The 15,072-nt window shown below is 40.2% G+C and carries 17 protein-coding genes; 7 read left to right on the top strand and 10 right to left on the bottom strand.

Annotated elements, in window-relative coordinates; all coding sequences use genetic code 11:
• Window positions 1–97: 97 nt before the first annotated feature.
• Window positions 98–1,552 (bottom strand): aminoacyl-histidine dipeptidase, encoded by a 1,455-nt coding sequence (locus DY200_RS05080; protein WP_115587162.1) that lies wholly within the window; start codon window positions 1,550–1,552, stop codon window positions 98–100.
• Window positions 1,553–1,724: 172 nt separating this feature from the next.
• On the opposite strand from DY200_RS05080, the gene gpt reads away from it, so the two are divergent.
• The 3 genes from gpt (at window position 1,725) to tdeA (ending at window position 4,415) form a co-directional block, all read left to right on the top strand.
• The gene (gene gpt / locus DY200_RS05075) at window positions 1,725–2,198 is read left to right on the top strand and encodes a xanthine phosphoribosyltransferase (protein ID WP_005600318.1); all 474 of its coding nucleotides are present in this window, start codon (window positions 1,725–1,727) and stop codon (window positions 2,196–2,198) included.
• 82 nt (window positions 2,199–2,280) lie between these two features.
• Complete coding sequence (gmk, locus tag DY200_RS05070; protein ID WP_115587161.1) at window positions 2,281–2,901, top strand: guanylate kinase; 621 nt, start codon at window positions 2,281–2,283, stop codon at window positions 2,899–2,901.
• 101 nt (window positions 2,902–3,002) lie between these two features.
• A complete protein-coding gene (tdeA, locus tag DY200_RS05065) occupies window positions 3,003–4,415 on the top strand; it encodes a toxin/drug exporter TdeA (RefSeq protein WP_115587160.1) in 1,413 nt (470 codons plus the stop codon).
• Window positions 4,416–4,462: 47 nt separating this feature from the next.
• Here the strand turns inward: tdeA and DY200_RS05060 are convergent, their stop codons facing one another.
• From DY200_RS05060 to apt, 9 genes are all read right to left on the bottom strand, one after another.
• Window positions 4,463–4,792, bottom strand: a complete 330-nt coding sequence (locus tag DY200_RS05060; protein ID WP_012478312.1) for an RnfH family protein — start codon at window positions 4,790–4,792, stop codon at window positions 4,463–4,465.
• Window positions 4,752–5,186, bottom strand: a complete 435-nt coding sequence (locus DY200_RS05055; RefSeq protein WP_115587159.1) for a type II toxin-antitoxin system RatA family toxin — start codon at window positions 5,184–5,186, stop codon at window positions 4,752–4,754. Before DY200_RS05055 ends, DY200_RS05060 begins: the two co-directional genes overlap by 41 nt.
• Before the next feature lie 47 nt (window positions 5,187–5,233).
• Window positions 5,234–6,289, bottom strand: a complete 1,056-nt coding sequence (gene modC / locus DY200_RS05050; protein ID WP_115587158.1) for a molybdenum ABC transporter ATP-binding protein ModC — start codon at window positions 6,287–6,289, stop codon at window positions 5,234–5,236.
• A gap of 3 nt (window positions 6,290–6,292) precedes the next feature.
• The gene (modB, locus tag DY200_RS05045) at window positions 6,293–6,982 is read right to left on the bottom strand and encodes a molybdate ABC transporter permease subunit (protein ID WP_005596144.1); all 690 of its coding nucleotides are present in this window, start codon (window positions 6,980–6,982) and stop codon (window positions 6,293–6,295) included.
• A gap of 59 nt (window positions 6,983–7,041) precedes the next feature.
• A complete protein-coding gene (gene modA, locus DY200_RS05040) occupies window positions 7,042–7,800 on the bottom strand; it encodes a molybdate ABC transporter substrate-binding protein (RefSeq protein WP_115587157.1) in 759 nt (252 codons plus the stop codon).
• Window positions 7,801–7,895: 95 nt separating this feature from the next.
• Window positions 7,896–8,657: an ABC transporter permease gene (locus DY200_RS05035; RefSeq protein ID WP_115587156.1), complete on the bottom strand. Its 762-nt coding sequence runs from the start codon at window positions 8,655–8,657 to the stop codon at window positions 7,896–7,898.
• Between the two features lie 3 nt (window positions 8,658–8,660).
• Window positions 8,661–9,569, bottom strand: a complete 909-nt coding sequence (locus DY200_RS05030; protein WP_115587155.1) for an ABC transporter ATP-binding protein — start codon at window positions 9,567–9,569, stop codon at window positions 8,661–8,663.
• The gene (gene dnaX, locus DY200_RS05025) at window positions 9,569–11,635 is read right to left on the bottom strand and encodes a DNA polymerase III subunit gamma/tau (protein ID WP_115587154.1); all 2,067 of its coding nucleotides are present in this window, start codon (window positions 11,633–11,635) and stop codon (window positions 9,569–9,571) included. The genes DY200_RS05030 and dnaX overlap by 1 nt, the downstream gene beginning before the upstream one ends.
• A 45-nt stretch (window positions 11,636–11,680) precedes the next feature.
• Entirely contained in the window at window positions 11,681–12,220 is a 540-nt protein-coding gene (gene apt, locus DY200_RS05020; RefSeq protein WP_115587153.1) for an adenine phosphoribosyltransferase, read from the bottom strand.
• Between the two features lie 188 nt (window positions 12,221–12,408).
• Between apt and DY200_RS05015 the strand changes: the two genes are divergently transcribed.
• From DY200_RS05015 to DY200_RS05000, 4 genes are read left to right on the top strand one after another with little or no spacing between them, the layout of a single operon-like run.
• Window positions 12,409–13,041, top strand: a complete 633-nt coding sequence (locus DY200_RS05015; RefSeq protein ID WP_115587152.1) for a helix-turn-helix transcriptional regulator — start codon at window positions 12,409–12,411, stop codon at window positions 13,039–13,041.
• Window positions 13,041–13,403 carry a RidA family protein gene (locus DY200_RS05010; protein WP_115587151.1) on the top strand — a complete coding sequence of 121 codons (363 nt, stop codon included), beginning with the start codon at window positions 13,041–13,043 and terminating at the stop codon, window positions 13,401–13,403. The genes DY200_RS05015 and DY200_RS05010 overlap by 1 nt, the downstream gene beginning before the upstream one ends.
• Before the next feature lie 10 nt (window positions 13,404–13,413).
• Complete coding sequence (locus DY200_RS05005; RefSeq protein WP_115587150.1) at window positions 13,414–14,508, top strand: threonine synthase; 1,095 nt, start codon at window positions 13,414–13,416, stop codon at window positions 14,506–14,508.
• 14 nt (window positions 14,509–14,522) lie between these two features.
• The gene (locus DY200_RS05000; protein ID WP_115587149.1) at window positions 14,523–15,014 is read left to right on the top strand and encodes a YbaK/prolyl-tRNA synthetase associated domain-containing protein; all 492 of its coding nucleotides are present in this window, start codon (window positions 14,523–14,525) and stop codon (window positions 15,012–15,014) included.
• Window positions 15,015–15,072 lie beyond the last annotated feature (58 nt).

Below are 15,072 nucleotides of genomic sequence, written 5' to 3'. Positions count from 1 at the left end.
TAGTTTAAATATATTAAAGAAGATTATGGTAGAGAAATAAGATAGAAAGAAAAACGGCTAGAAGTAAAATTCTAGCCGTTCTGCATTTTTTTAGTAATTATTTTACCGGAGCCTGAGCAAGTAATTTAGTGAGCAATTCCCAATAAATTTCAACTGCAGGGATATGTACTTTCTCATCCGGAGAATGAGCGTTTTGGATTGTCGGTCCGATAGAAACCAAATCTATATTAGGATAAACCTTTTTGATTAGTCCACATTCTAATCCGGCATGAATAACTTTAACTTGAGCTTCATAACCTAAAACTTCATCATAAATTGCTTTGGTTAATGGCGTAATTCGTGACTGAGTATCGGGTTCCCAACCCGGATAATTTCCGGAGAATGCTACTTTTGCTCCCGTTAATGCAGCAAGAGAATTGATTTTTCCTCTCACATCTTCTTTTCCGCTTTCAATTAATGAGCGAGCTAAAATTGTTGAGGTAAGCTGTTGCTCCTCAATTTTAACTAAGCCGATGCTTAATGAAGTCTCTACTACATTTTCGACAACATCGCTATTACGGACGATTCCGTTTGGCAGTACGTTAAGTAAATGGATGACTTTTTGAGTAGATTCGATAGCTAATGACTGACTTGGTAATTGCGCCGGTTCAATTTCAAGTTTTAAATTGGCTTCGGCTAATCTTAGTTCACTTTGAATTTTCTTCGCTAATTCGGTTAAGTAAGCAGTTACATTTTGTTGATGATTTGCATCAACGGTTAAGGTGACTTGTGCTTCACGCGGAATCGCGTTACGTACAGAGCCGCCTTTTAGTGCGGAAATACGTATCGGATAATTCGATTGAACATCCGCTAGGATTCTCGCCATCAATTTTATCGCATTTGCTCGAGTCGTGTGAATGTCACAGCCGGAATGTCCACCTTGTAAGCCTTTTAAAGTAACTTGCAATGCAGCATCAGCAGCTGTCGGTTCATATTGAAGCGGAAGTGATAAGTTGATATTTTCACCACCGGCACAACCAATATAAATTTCGCCGTTTTCTTCGGTATCGGTATTAATCATGATATCTGATTTTAACCAATTCGGACGTAAGCCTAAAACCCCTTCCATACCGACTTCTTCACTCATCGTCAGTAAGATTTCAAGAGCAGGATGGGCAATATCGTCAGCCTCTAATACGGCTAGGCAAGAAGCAAGCCCGATGCCGTTATCGGCACCGAGAGTCGTGCCTTTGGCTTTGACCCATTCTCCGTCAATGTAAGGTTGAATAGGATCTTTGAGAAAGTCGTGCTGTGTTGCGGCATTTGCTTGCGGAACCATATCCAAATGAGCTTGAAGTGCGATAGTACAGCGATTTTCCATACCTTGCGTGGCCGGTTTACGAATTAATACGTTGCCCGCTTCATCGCGTTCGGCAAATAAATTTTTAGATTTTGCCCAATCGACGATAAATTCCGCCAGTTGGTTTTCATGGTATGAAGGATGAGGAATTGCGCAGATTTTATCAAACCATTGCCATAATAAGGTTGGAGAAAGTTTTGTGATTTCAGACATATTTACCTTTAATAACTTATAGGCGGTCAAAATTTCGTAAAATTTTGCAAAAATTAGACCGCTATTGTTGAAGAATAGTGGAAATGATAGCACGAATGCGCATTTTAGGTTAGAATAACGCAATTTTTTTATTCGGTGCCTTGACACCGCTTTTTTTTATCTAGGACTTTGTATGAGTGAAAAATACACAAACGAAAAATATGTTGTAACTTGGGATATGTTCCATATGCACGCCCGTAAATTAGCGGAACGTCTTTTACCCGCATCACAATGGAAAGGGATTATTGCGGTAAGTCGCGGAGGTTTGTTTCCAGCGGCGGTATTAGCGCGTGAATTAAGTATCCGTCATGTTGAAACCGTATGTATTTCCAGCTATGACCATGATGAACAAGGCGAATTAAAAGTATTACACGCGGCGCAAACAGATGGCGAAGGTTTCATTGTTGTGGACGATTTGGTTGATACCGGTAATACGGCAAAAGAAATTCGCAAAATGTATCCTAAAGCGAAATTCGTAACCGTATTCGCTAAACCGGCAGGTGCACCGTTAGTGGACGATTATGTAATTGATATTCCTCAAGAAACGTGGATTGAACAACCTTGGGACTTAGGCATCACGTTTGTTCCGCCTCTCGCACGTAAGTAATTCGTGAATAATGGAGAACTGATTAAAAAATTGGTTCTCCATTTTCAATTGTAACTTTTTCATTTAAATAATAAATAATGTTATGTTAGGTAATCTTTACATTCTTTCCGCACCAAGCGGTGCCGGTAAATCCTCATTGATTAATGCGCTATTAGCGGATTTACCTCGTTCGGAAGTTCAACTTTCCGTTTCTCATACTACGCGTAATCCTCGTCCGGGAGAGGAACATGCGGTACATTATTATTTTACTCGTCATGAGGAATTCGAATCGTTAATCGAGCAAGGGCATTTTTTAGAATGGGCTGAAGTATTCGGTAATTATTACGGTACTTCTTTGCCGATGATAGAAAAGAGTCTGGAGAATGGGATTGATGTATTTTTAGATATTGATTGGCAGGGAGCCCGTCAAATTCGTAATAAAGTTCCGAATGTAAAGACTATTTTTATTTTACCGCCTTCTCGTGAGGAATTGGAAAAACGTTTAATCGGAAGAGGTCAAGATTCGGCAGAAACAATCGGTAAAAGAATGGCCGAGGCCGTATCGGAAATGTCTCATTATAATGAGTTTGACTATGTGATCGTAAATGATGATTTCCAAACCGCATTAAGCGAGTTGAAAAGTATTTTAACTTCCGAGCGTTTAAAACAAGCTTCTCAAGCGGTTCGATATGAAAAATTAATTCGTCAATTACTTTCGAAATAAGCGGTCTGAATTGAGAAAAAATTTACCCGAATAAACTATGTTTTGTTCTAAATCGGTCTAATTATTCTTCCCCCGATTGATAACAGTTTTTAGGAAACAATATGAAACTTTCAAAATTAGCTTTAACACTTTCCGTTGTACTTGCCTTATCGGCTTGTTCAACCACAAAATTAAGTGCGGACGGTTCGCTTGAACAAGCGCAGGCAACATATCAACAATATGAAGAAATTACCAAACAGTTCCAAATTAATGAGCAATGGTGGCAAGGTTATAATGATAGCCAGTTAAATTCGTTAGTTGAGCAAGCGATTGCCAATAACTTAGATTTAGCTAAAAGCGCCATTGCAGTAAACCGAGCGCTTTATAATGCGAATTTAGTCGGCGCGAATCTAGTACCGACGTTTAGCGGATCAGGTTCATCATCGGCGGCTAAAAAACTTCATTCCACAACACAAAGTCGTTTAGGTGTAAGTCAAGCATCTACTGGGCCATCAACGATTTCAAATACTGCAGCGTTTAATTTGAGTTATACGCTTGATTTATGGCAACGTTTGGCTGATGCGGCAAGTGCGGCGGAATGGGAGCATAAAGCCACGGTTGAAGATTTAAAAGCGACACGTCTTTCATTATTAAATTCGGTCGTTTCTACTTACTACCAAATTGCTTATTATAAAGATGCCATCGCAGTGATTGAGCGTACCATTAATAATTATCAGCAAATCTCAACGATTTTAAATAATAAATATGCCGCAGGTGCAATCGATCGTTTAGCGGTGGAACAAGCTCAGCAGGCAACGTTAAACGCACGTAATAGTTTAATTTCGGTGCGTACCAATCTTAAAACGGCAGAGCAGACATTGCGTAATTTGTTAAATTTAAAACCGAATCAAGCGTTACCTACTCGTTATCCGAGTATTTTAGGTGTTAAATTGCAAGGAATCGATTTAAACGTACCGGTATCGGCAATCGCAAATCGCCCGGATGTCGTAGCCCGTTTAAACCGTTTACAAAGCGCATTTAAATCGCTTACCGCAACAGAAAAAAGTTGGTTCCCGACAGTTACGCTTAGCGGTTCGATTTCGGCAAGCGCCTCAAAAGTCGCAAATATTAGCGATAATCCGGTCGGTAACGGTGTGATTTCATTTGATTTACCGTTCTTAGATTGGAATCGTGTGAAAAATAACGTGAAAATTTCCGAGTCGGATTATATGACGGCGAAATTAAATTATGGACAGACGGTGACCAGCGCATTAAATGAAATTGATCAGCACTACTACGCTTATCAACAATCACTCAGCAGTTATGCGACCCTACAACAAGCATACGAGCATGATAAACGTATCAGTAACTATTATAAAAATCGTTATGAACAAGGCGTGTCCGAGTTCCGTGAATGGATTAGCGCACTAAATACGGAATTAAATTCCCAGCTTTCTATTTTGAATCAGAAATATATGATTCTATCGAATGAAAATACGGTGTATCAGTCTATGGCGGGTAAATATAGAAGATAGTATTGCGCTAACAAAAAAGCACGAAATGAAAGTTTCGTGCTTTTTTACTATTTTTTATTTTGCTCGGCGGCTCGTTTACGGCGAATTTCTTTCGGATCGGCAATTAACGGACGATAAATCTCAATACGATCACCGTTTTCCACCATATCAGTAAGTTTAACCGGACGGCTAAAAATACCGACCTTGTTCGTTCGTAAATCAATTTCGGTATATTTTTCTAGAATGCCGGATTGTAAAATCACATTTTGTACACTAGTAGGCGCATCTAATGTGATTTTTTTTAAAAAATGTTTATTCGGATAGGCAAAAAGCACTTCTACTTCGATTTTCTCTATATCAGACACCGTACACCTCTTTTGCGCGTTGTTTAAAAGCATTGACCATTTTTAACGTCAGCTCATTAAATATTTTGCCGAATACCATTCCCACGACAGGATTTGAAAATTCAAATTCTAAATAAAGCGATATTTTACAGCTTTGCTCGTCAAACGGCCGAAAGTTCCAAGCGCCTTGCAATTGTCGAAACGGACCATTAACCAATTTCATTTCGATCCGTTCGTTAGGGAGCATTTTATTATGTGTGCTAAAACTTTGACTGATACCTAACTTTTGAATTTGTAATTCGGCTTCAAGCTCATTATTTCCGCGACTAATGGTTTTGGCACCGATACAGCCGGATAAAAACTGCGGATATTTTTCGTAATCGTTTACGAGTTGATACATTTGCTCGGCGCTATAAGGCACAAGCGAAGATTGATTGACAATAGGCATATTCTTTCTCTTTGTAAGCGGTCTTATTTTACTAAATTTTTGTATTGCTATAAAGAAACGCTTTTGATTTGAAGATATACATTTTGCCCGTTTTTTAATGCCAATTCATCGAATGACCATAAACTGATACTCGCCCATATTATGTGACTATCAACTAATACGGCAATATCCATTCGATCCGAATGCGGAATAATCTCCGTAATTTTCCCTGTCAATATATTACGAATCGAACTTGGATTCGGTTCTTTTAAACTGATCGAAACGTCTTTGCTGGCAATGGTCAGGCGTAACTTATCGCCGATGTGATAATGCGGCGTTTCATTTATCCAAATTTTTTGCGAACCGAGTGCCAAACTGATCATCTTATAATTCGATTGATGCGAGCTAATCGGTAATTCTAATAAACTGACTTTTTGCGAATCCGGTTGCCAAGCCGTAAAAGCCGGATGGTGCCACACGTTAGCCACACTATCGAAAAGCGTAACTTTACCTTGTTCGAGCAGAATAAGATTATCGGCTAAGCGAATAATTTCATCTAGGCTATGGCTGACATATAAAATCGGAATTTCAATTTGAGCGGCAAGTTTACTCAAATAATTCATTAATTCTTGTTTGCGGGGTAAATCTAAAGCCGACAATGGTTCGTCCATTAGCAATAATTGCGGTTCGCTTAATAATGCCCTGCCAATCGCAACACGCTGCTTTTCGCCGCCGGAAAGACTCGCCGGAAAGCGTGTGAGTAAATGCTCGATTCCCAGTAATTGTACGATTTGCAAAAAATGAGCGGAATCCGACCGCTTGTAGCCGTATTTGAGATTCTTTTCCACTGTATAATGCGGGAAAAGTCGATGTTCTTGAAACACATAGCCGATTTTTCGCTTTTCCGGTGCGAGATTAATCCGCTGTTCGCTATCAAATAAAGTTTGTTGATTAAGCCGGATATAACCTTTCTGCGGTGTAGATAAGCCGGCGATTAGATTGATTAAACTGGATTTACCGGCTCCGGAACGTCCGAAAATCGCGGTAACGCCTTTATTTGGAATATCTAACTTTACCGCTAATTTAAGTTGTCCGAGTGTTTGATGTAGATTTAATTGAAGCATAAGTTAATTCAGTAAGCGTTTTTGCTTTTCCGCAAACCATTCGGAAGCAAATAGTGCAATTAAGGAAATCATAATCGAAACGGCACATAAGCGTGCGGCAGCCAGTTCTCCGTCCGGCGTTTCAATAAAGGTAAAGAGTGCGGACGGAATGGTTTGAGTTTGATTCGGAATATTGGAAACAAAGGTAATTGTCGCACCGAATTCACCGAGCGAACGAGCAAAGCCGAGTACCGCACCGGCGATAATCCCCGAATAGGAAAGCGGTAACGTAAGAGTAAAAAACACTTTTAACGGTGGTGCGCCTAAGGTTCTGGCGGCTTGTTCCAATTTCGGATCGACCGCATCTAAGGTCAGGCGAATCGATCTGACCATTAACGGAAATGCCATCACCATTGAAGCAAGCACTGCTCCTTTCCAAGAAAAACTGAACGAAAATTCAAACCATTGCCATAAATACTGACCGATTACGCCTTTTTTCGCCATTGAAACTAATAACAGATAACCAATCACGACCGGCGGTAAAACCAGAGGTAAATGCACGATGCCGTTTAATAAATTTTTGCCCCAAAATTGCTTACGGGAGAGCAACCATGCGGTAAAAATCGCTAACGGTAATGATAAAGCCACTGCTAATAAAGCGACTTTCAAACTTAAGAAAATGGCATCAAGTTCTTGAGGGGTAAAATTAAACATGATTTACCAACCGTTGATAAGAAGAAAAGGAATAACCTTTGGCTATCCCTTTTGTAAGATTAATTAATCGGATAAAAACCGGCAGCTTTAAATTTCGCTTTGGCTTCCTGTGAATAAAGGAAATCTAAAAATGCTTTGGCTTGTGCTTTATCACTGAGAGTTGCCGCAGGATAAACGATTTCTCCGTAACTTTCGGTCGGGAAAATCGCAATTACTTTGACTTTATCGGATATTTTCGCATCGGTAGAATACACGATACCTAGCGGTGATTCCCCACGTTCGACAAACGAAAGTGCATCTCGCACATTTTTTGCTCGAGCAAGTTTTGGCTCGACTTGTTGCCATAAGCCGTAATGTTCCAAGGCTTTTTTGGCATATTTGCCTGCAGGTACGTGAGCCGGATCGCCGACCGATAAATAGCTGTTTGCTAAAATTTTGGTGAAATCGACCGCTTGTATATCGCTTGTCGTTAATGAACTGTCTTTCGGCGCAATCAAAACAAGATCATTTTTAACGAGATGACGGATATTTTGAGTTTTGGCGGATTGTTTTTCTTTTAGATATTCCATCCATTTTAGATCCGCGGAAATAAATACGTCCGCCGGCGCATCTTGTTCAATTTGTTTGGCGAGTACCGAACTGGAGGCGAAAGAAAAAATCACTTTATCATTCGGGTATTGCTTTGCAAAATCTTGATTAATTTCTTGCAATACATTGCTCATTGATGAGGCGGCAAAAACGGTAATGTTTTGAGCTAAAGCAAAAGCCGATGAAAGCGCCGATATTCCGATAAGTAAAGTTTTAGATAATCGTTTCATATTGAAATTCCTTTAAAACGTTTAACACGAGAGCAAGCGGTCGGTTTTTGGCTGACTTTAGCAAATATCTCTCGTGTTATCCTTGGCAAAGAAAATCAGCTACGAAGCCCGACGCCCTTCTCAATCAATGAAAAGGCGATATAGTATAGCACGGTAATAAATGAGATTAACACCACAAACGTATAGGACACCGACACATCACTAATACCTAAAAAACCGTAACGGAAGCCGTTAATCATATACACAATCGGATTGAATTTGGAGACGGTTTGCCAAAACTCCGGTAAAAGTGAAATAGAGTAAAAAACACCGCCTAAATAAGTGAGCGGTGTAAGTACGAAAGTCGGAATTAAGCCGACATCATCAAAGGATTTGGCATATACCGCATTAATTAATCCGCCGAGCGCAAAAGCCACGGTTGTCATTAACAAGGTCAGTAAAATAATCGTCCACGAGTGAATATCAAACGAAACGAAGCAAAGCGCGACTAACATCACTAAAATACCGGCTAAACCGCCTCGTACAATACTCCCCATCACATAGCCCCAAATAATATTATGTGTCGAGAGCGGAGAAACCAGTAATTCTTCAAAATTACGGGTAAATTTACTGAGGAAAAAAGACGAAGCGGTATTCACATAAGAAGCGGTAATCGCATTCATCATCACTAATCCCGGCGCAATAAATTGCATATAACCGACCCCGTTCATTTCACCGATACGACTGCCGATCAGTTTACCGAAAATCAGAAAATAGAGTGTGGTGGTAATAATCGGCGGAACAAGCGTTTGTCGCCAAATACGAATAATGCGGCGAGATTCCTTGGCGGAAAGGGTAAAAAATCCAGTTAAATTCATATATTAATTTGCCATTTTCATAAAGAGTTCTTCAAGACGGTTAGACTTGTTGCGCATACTAAGCACTTCGACATCTTGTTGTGCGATTTGATGGAACAGATTGGTTAAACCTTGTTCTCGTTTTACTTCGACTTCCAACGTATTTTCATCTAGCCATTGAGTCGGATAACCTTTTATTTCAAGCGGTTGATTTTCCGATTTTTTTTGCAAATCCAACACGAAGGTTTCCGTTTCCAATTTGGAAAGCAAGGCTTTCATCGAGGTATTTTCAACCAATAAACCGTTTTGAATAATGCCGATATGACGACAAAGATTCTCGGCTTCTTCTAAATAGTGAGTAGTTAAAATAATAGTCGTACCTTGTTGATTCAATTCACGTAAAAAGTCCCATAAACTACGACGTAACTCAATATCAACTCCGGCGGTAGGTTCGTCTAAAATCAGTAATTTCGGATTGTGCATTAAAGCACGAGCAATCATAACTCGGCGTTTCATACCGCCTGAAAGCTCTCGAGTGAGATGATGACGTTTTTCCCAAAGATCGAGTTTTTTCAACCAAGTTTCGGCGCTAACCGTCGCTTCTTTCTGAGAAATACCGTAATAACCGGCTTGTTGAGTTAAGACGTCAACCACTTTTTCAAACTGATTGAAGTTAAATTCTTGCGGTACAAGCCCGATTTGCTGTTTGAGCTGAATTTTTTGTGTATCGAGATCGTAACCGAAGACTTTTACGCTACCGCTCGTTTTATTTACCAGAGAACTGATAATTCCGATAGTCGTCGATTTACCCGCACCGTTATGTCCAAGTAGTGCGTAAAAATCGCCCTGTTCTACGATGAGATCGATTCCTTTTACCGCTTGCACGCCGGTCGGGTAGGTTTTAATAAGATTTGTAATTTCTAAAGCGTTCATTATTCTTTATTCTCTGCAACGGCTCGAATCGTACTTTCATCGATTTCCGCATCAAAAGTTTGGCGTAACAGCATTAATTTTTCATCATGAGTAAGTGCTTTTTTCGCTTCGAGCGTTAAATTTTCAAAAATGGCGCGACGAATTTCAAGCGGTGTTTTATGTTCCTCACTTTCGCCGATACTCAATTCATAGCTAAAGTCTTTTTCTTGCAAGGCGGTTGCTAGGCTTTGACGAGATTCGGCATTGTCCAAGTGTGCCATTGCCGGTTTAAGAATGAGCTTAAGCCGTTCACCTTGTTTTTCGGCTAAATAGCTGTTTAACGCCACTTGGCGAGATAAGCCGCCGAGCTTTAACTCATTTACAATTTTGCACCATTCGTCTTGCTCGCAAGATAATGCAATGGTTTTTGCGACTAATTCCGGCGTACGTTCTTGTAGGATTGCTTGCTTGATATCGGACGGTTTGGTACTTTCGTTTTGGGTTTCTAATTCGGGATTGAGCCACGTCCAACGATAATCTTCATCACTTAGCGGTTTTGCCGCTTGCTGTGTCGGTTGAGGCCGAGATTGTGCCTGTTGCTCGGTTGCCAAATTCATAAAACGCTCTTGTAAACTTGGCGTTTTTTGTGGATTCGCTCGGCTTGCGGGTAGAGTAGCCGGTTTAACTAACTCAGACTTTTTTTTTTCGTTTTGAGCCAGTTGTGCCTGAGTTTGCTGTAATTGCTTACGGGCTTGCATTGCCGCAAGAGCGGGTGATACCGGTGTAGAACCGCTTTCAGCCGTATTTACGGCTGGTTGTTGGTAAGCGGTTGGGTTTTCCGGCATTTTTGCAATAGGTTGTGTTGCAACATTTTGGACAGAATTAACCGCTTGTTGCGTATGATTCTGGTTTAAACGAGCTTTGAGCTGTTCAATATTCTGTTGAGGTGTATGAGGTTGCTCGCTTGTTGCTTTCGCCGCTTCCATTACCGGATGACGATTGATCTCTTCGGTACGTTTCGGATGGAAAGCCAATGCTCGTAAAATGGTCATTTCCACACCGGCACGTTGTTCCGGTGCGAATTCCAATTCTTTCTTACCGTTAAGCATTAATTGGTAGAAAAACTGTACGTCTTCAGGCGCAATTTGTTTTGCTAAAAAATGCAACTGAGTTTGTTCCTGCCCGCTATTTTTGAGCAACTGAAGCATCGCAATTTGATGTAACGTTTGGGCAACGTCAGAGAGTAGTTGTGACCAATCAACCCCTTTTTCGGCAACGGATTGAATGACAGCCATCGCTTTTTCACCGTCGGCTTGCGCAAGTGCGGTGACTAATTCGATTGGTTGATGATCATCAATTAAACCGAGCATTTGCTGCACGATAGGTAAGCTAATATTCGCATTACTTACCGCAATTGCCTGATCAGTTAAACTTAATGAGTCACGAATACTGCCTTGAGCCGCTTTTGCCAGTTTTTCAATAGCAGCCGACTCGTAGGGAATATTCTCCTGTTGCAGGATAAATTCGAGATGGTTGGTAATCTGAGCTTGATCCAACGCACGCAAATGGAATTGCATACAACGGGATAAGATCGTAATCGGAAGTTTTTGCGGATCGGTCGTTGCCAGTAAGAACTTCACGTATTCCGGCGGTTCTTCAAGCGTTTTAAGCAGCGCATTGAAGCTGTGACGCGAGAGCATATGCACTTCGTCAATCAGGTAAACTTTAAAGCGTCCGACTGTTGGCTTGTATTGAACATTATCAAGCAACTCACGTGTGTCTTCGACTTTAGTACGTGAAGCCGCATCAATTTCAATCAGATCAATAAAGCGACCTTCTTCGATCGCTTTACAATTTGCACATTCACCGCAAGGTGTGGCGGTGATACCTGTTTCACAATTTAAGCCTTTAGCAAATAGGCGTGCAATCGAGGTTTTACCTACACCACGTGTACCGGAAAACAGGTAGGCGTGATGAAGTCTGCCTTCACGCAGACCATTCTCTAATGCGGATAAAACGTGTTGCTGCCCGACAACTTCAGAAAAACGTTGCGGACGCCATTTACGGGCTAAAACTTGATAACTCATTGCGACTCTTATTTGTTACGGAATAGTATTCCGTACTAAGAAATATTAATGACCGGCAAATTCAACTAATGTGAATGAGTTGATGCCTTCTTTTTCCAGACGTTCTTTACCGCCTAAATCCGGTAACCAAATCACAAATGCAGCGTGTTCTACTTTACCGCCTAAACGACGAATTAATTTGGCTGTTGCATCAATTGTGCCGCCGGTTGCTAATAAATCGTCCACAACTAACACATTGTCACTTTCTTTTATCGAATCTAAATGGATCTCCAGCGTATCTTCGCCATATTCTAAAGCATAAGATTGTGAAATCACTTCACGAGGTAATTTTTTCGGTTTACGCACTAATACAAAAGGTATGCCCAACGCAAGTGCTACCGGTGCACCAAAGATAAAGCCGCGAGATTCGGTTCCGACGACTTTAGTAATACCTTTGTCTTTAAATTCGGCAACGATGGCATCTACGGTTGCCTTGAATGCTTCCGGCACTTCTAATAATGAGGTAATGTCACGGAAAATAATACCTGCTTTCGGATAGTCAGGAGTCGATTTGATTGAAGATTTGATTAAATCTAATTGGTTCATGGTTAGACCTTTAAAAAATAGCAAAATAACCTGAAGAATTTAGCAAAATTGAGCGAAATTACAAGAAAAATTTAAGGGGAGGGGCAACTCTGTATAATTTTCAATGGATTTATATAAGAAATTATATAAATTTATTGATGGTATATAAAATTTTATATATTCTATATAAAAAATTCTATGGAGATACTATGAACCAAATTCTTATCCCTTATATTTCGATGGCAGAGATGTTAGTTGAAACGTTTGGTAAAAGTTGTGAAGTGGTTTTACATGATTTAAATCGCCCTGAGCATTCGGTAGTGTATGTTGCCGGCGATGTTACACATCGTAAACCGGGGCAGAATTTTGACCATTTGGTTAAGGAAGTGATGTTATCGGATAAGTTGAATAATAACTATGTAGCCAATTACTATTTTGAAGTCGAGGGTAAACTTATTCGTTCATCCACTCAACTGATTTTTGACCCAAATCAACAGCTAGTTGGTGCTTTGTGTATCAATATTGATACAACACCGATTACTGAGCAAATTGCTTACTTAAATACCTTATTGCCTAACCTAAATCAGATAAAACAAACTGAGAACACGCTAGAAATAGAAGAACTTCCGCTTTCTGCAATGGTAGAAAATTTAATGGATAAAATTTTAAACGGGCAATCTGTTCAGACGATGAATCGAGATGAAAAAATTGAAAAGATTCGTTTTATGGAACAAAAAGGCTTGTTTTTAATGAAAGGCAGTATTGAGAAAGCTGCTGAAAAATTAGGCGTAAATAAAGTGACCATTTATAGTTATTTAGATGAAGTAAGAGGAAAACGCTAATGGAAATTATTCTACCGAATCAAAGTAAAGGGCATTATTCTCCGGCAATAAAATCCAACGGTATGTTGTATGTATCGGGACAACTTCCATTTAATGCTGATGGGAAAATTGTTGGTGATATTGCCGCTCAAACCAAACAAGTTCTCGCTAATTTAGCTCGAGTGCTCGCCGCTGCCGGTCTTAGTAGAAATGATGTTGTGCAATGCCGTGTGTATATTCCCGATGTAGCTTATTGGGATACGGTGAATCAAGTTTATGCTGATTTTTTCGGTTCACATAAACCGGCTCGTACTGTTGTACTTTGCGGTAATTTGCATTACAACGCACTTATCGAAATTGATGCGGTTGCCGAATTTGCTTAGGAGAATCAATATGAAATTTATCTGTAATCAATGCCAACAAACCGCATCGGTATCTACTCGCCAAGCAAAATGTCAATGCGGAGGCTTATGGACACTGGATTATAAACCGCCTAAATTCGATCTCAACACGATTGATCGCCATGAGTGGAGCTTATTTCGTTATCGAAAATTTATTGCTTTGCAAGATGAAAGTTGGCGTGATATTTCCTTGGGCGAAGGAATGACGCCGATAGTTCGCTTTGATGAAAACGTATTATTAAAAATGGATTATTTTATGCCAACGCTTTCCTTTAAAGACCGTGGTGCGGCGGTACTTATCAGTCATTGTAAGTCGATTGGTGTTGAATCGGTCGTACAAGATAGTAGTGGTAATGCAGGAAATAGTGTCGCAGCCTATTGCGCTAAAGCGGGTATTCAATGTGAAATTTTTGTACCGGAAGGAACATCGCCGAAAAAAATTAATATGATTGAGGCGCATGGTGCTAAAGCTAATGTGATTAAAGGTAGCCGTGATCATTGTGCAGATGTATGTCGTGCTAAAGTTGAAAATGAGGGCGTTTATTATGCCAACCACGTGTATAACCCCTTTTTCTATGAAGGTACGAAAACGTATATTTATGAAACGTTTGAACAGCTCGGGCGGATTCCAAAACATATTGTCGTTCCGGTTGGAAACGGTACTTTGTTTATTGGTGTCATTAAAGGACTAGAACATTTGTTGGAAAGTGGCGTTATTGATGAAATGCCAACGATTATTGCATTACAAAGCGAATATTGTGATCCCTTATTGCAAGCGGTCAAAAAAGGGCAAAAATTTGCAGAACAGGTTGAGATTAAGCCGACTATCGCCGAAGGCATTGCCATTGGACAGCCTATGCGAGCAAGTGAAATTTTAGCTTATGCGGAAAAATATGCGATTCGTTTTGTACATGCACCGGAAGATAAAATTCTTGCGGCACGAAACGCTTTGGCCAAAAAAGGGATTTATTGTGAACACACTACCGCAGCCAGCTATGCGGCTTATCTTCACTACTGTGAGCTATATGGTGCAGTAGAAGATTGCTTAATTACGATGTGTGGTGCCGGACTGAAATCAGATCATTAACTAAGGGAAATAATATGTCGGAAAAAACATTCGAAAATTTGACCGCACTTTTAGACCAATATCAAGCTCGTTATCGAGTAGTCCGTCATGTGAGTGCCGGTAAATCGGAAGAGGTTGCGAAAATTCGTGGTACGGAAATCGGGCAAGGGGCAAAAGCCTTGGTGTGTAAAATCAAAGGAAATGGTGTAAAACAAGCGGTACTCGCTATTTTACCAGCCGATGAGCAGGCGGATTTAAATCAAATCGCCCAATACTTAGGCGGTACAAAGGCGTCTCTTGCCAGTCCTAAAGAAGTTGATGAACTTACAGATTGTGTCTTTGGTGCGATTCCACCTTTTAGCTTTCATCCGGATCTTAAACTTATTGCAGATCCTAGTTTACTTGAACGCTATGCTGAACTTGCTTTTAACGCCGGTACGTTAGAATGTTCAATTATTTTAAATACGCAAGATTATGCACGTATTGTGCAGCCGATGTTAGTGAGTTTTGTGAAAAGAGAAATATAGAAGCTACTCGGTTTTATATTCGTTACGTAATGTTAAAAAATACGAAAAAAAGACCGCT

The organism is Actinobacillus lignieresii, assembly GCF_900444945.1.
Classification (GTDB): Bacteria; Pseudomonadota; Gammaproteobacteria; order Enterobacterales; family Pasteurellaceae; genus Actinobacillus; species Actinobacillus lignieresii.
The sequence above is the reverse complement of the archived record's forward strand: the minus strand, read 5'-3'. Positions and strand labels throughout refer to the sequence as shown.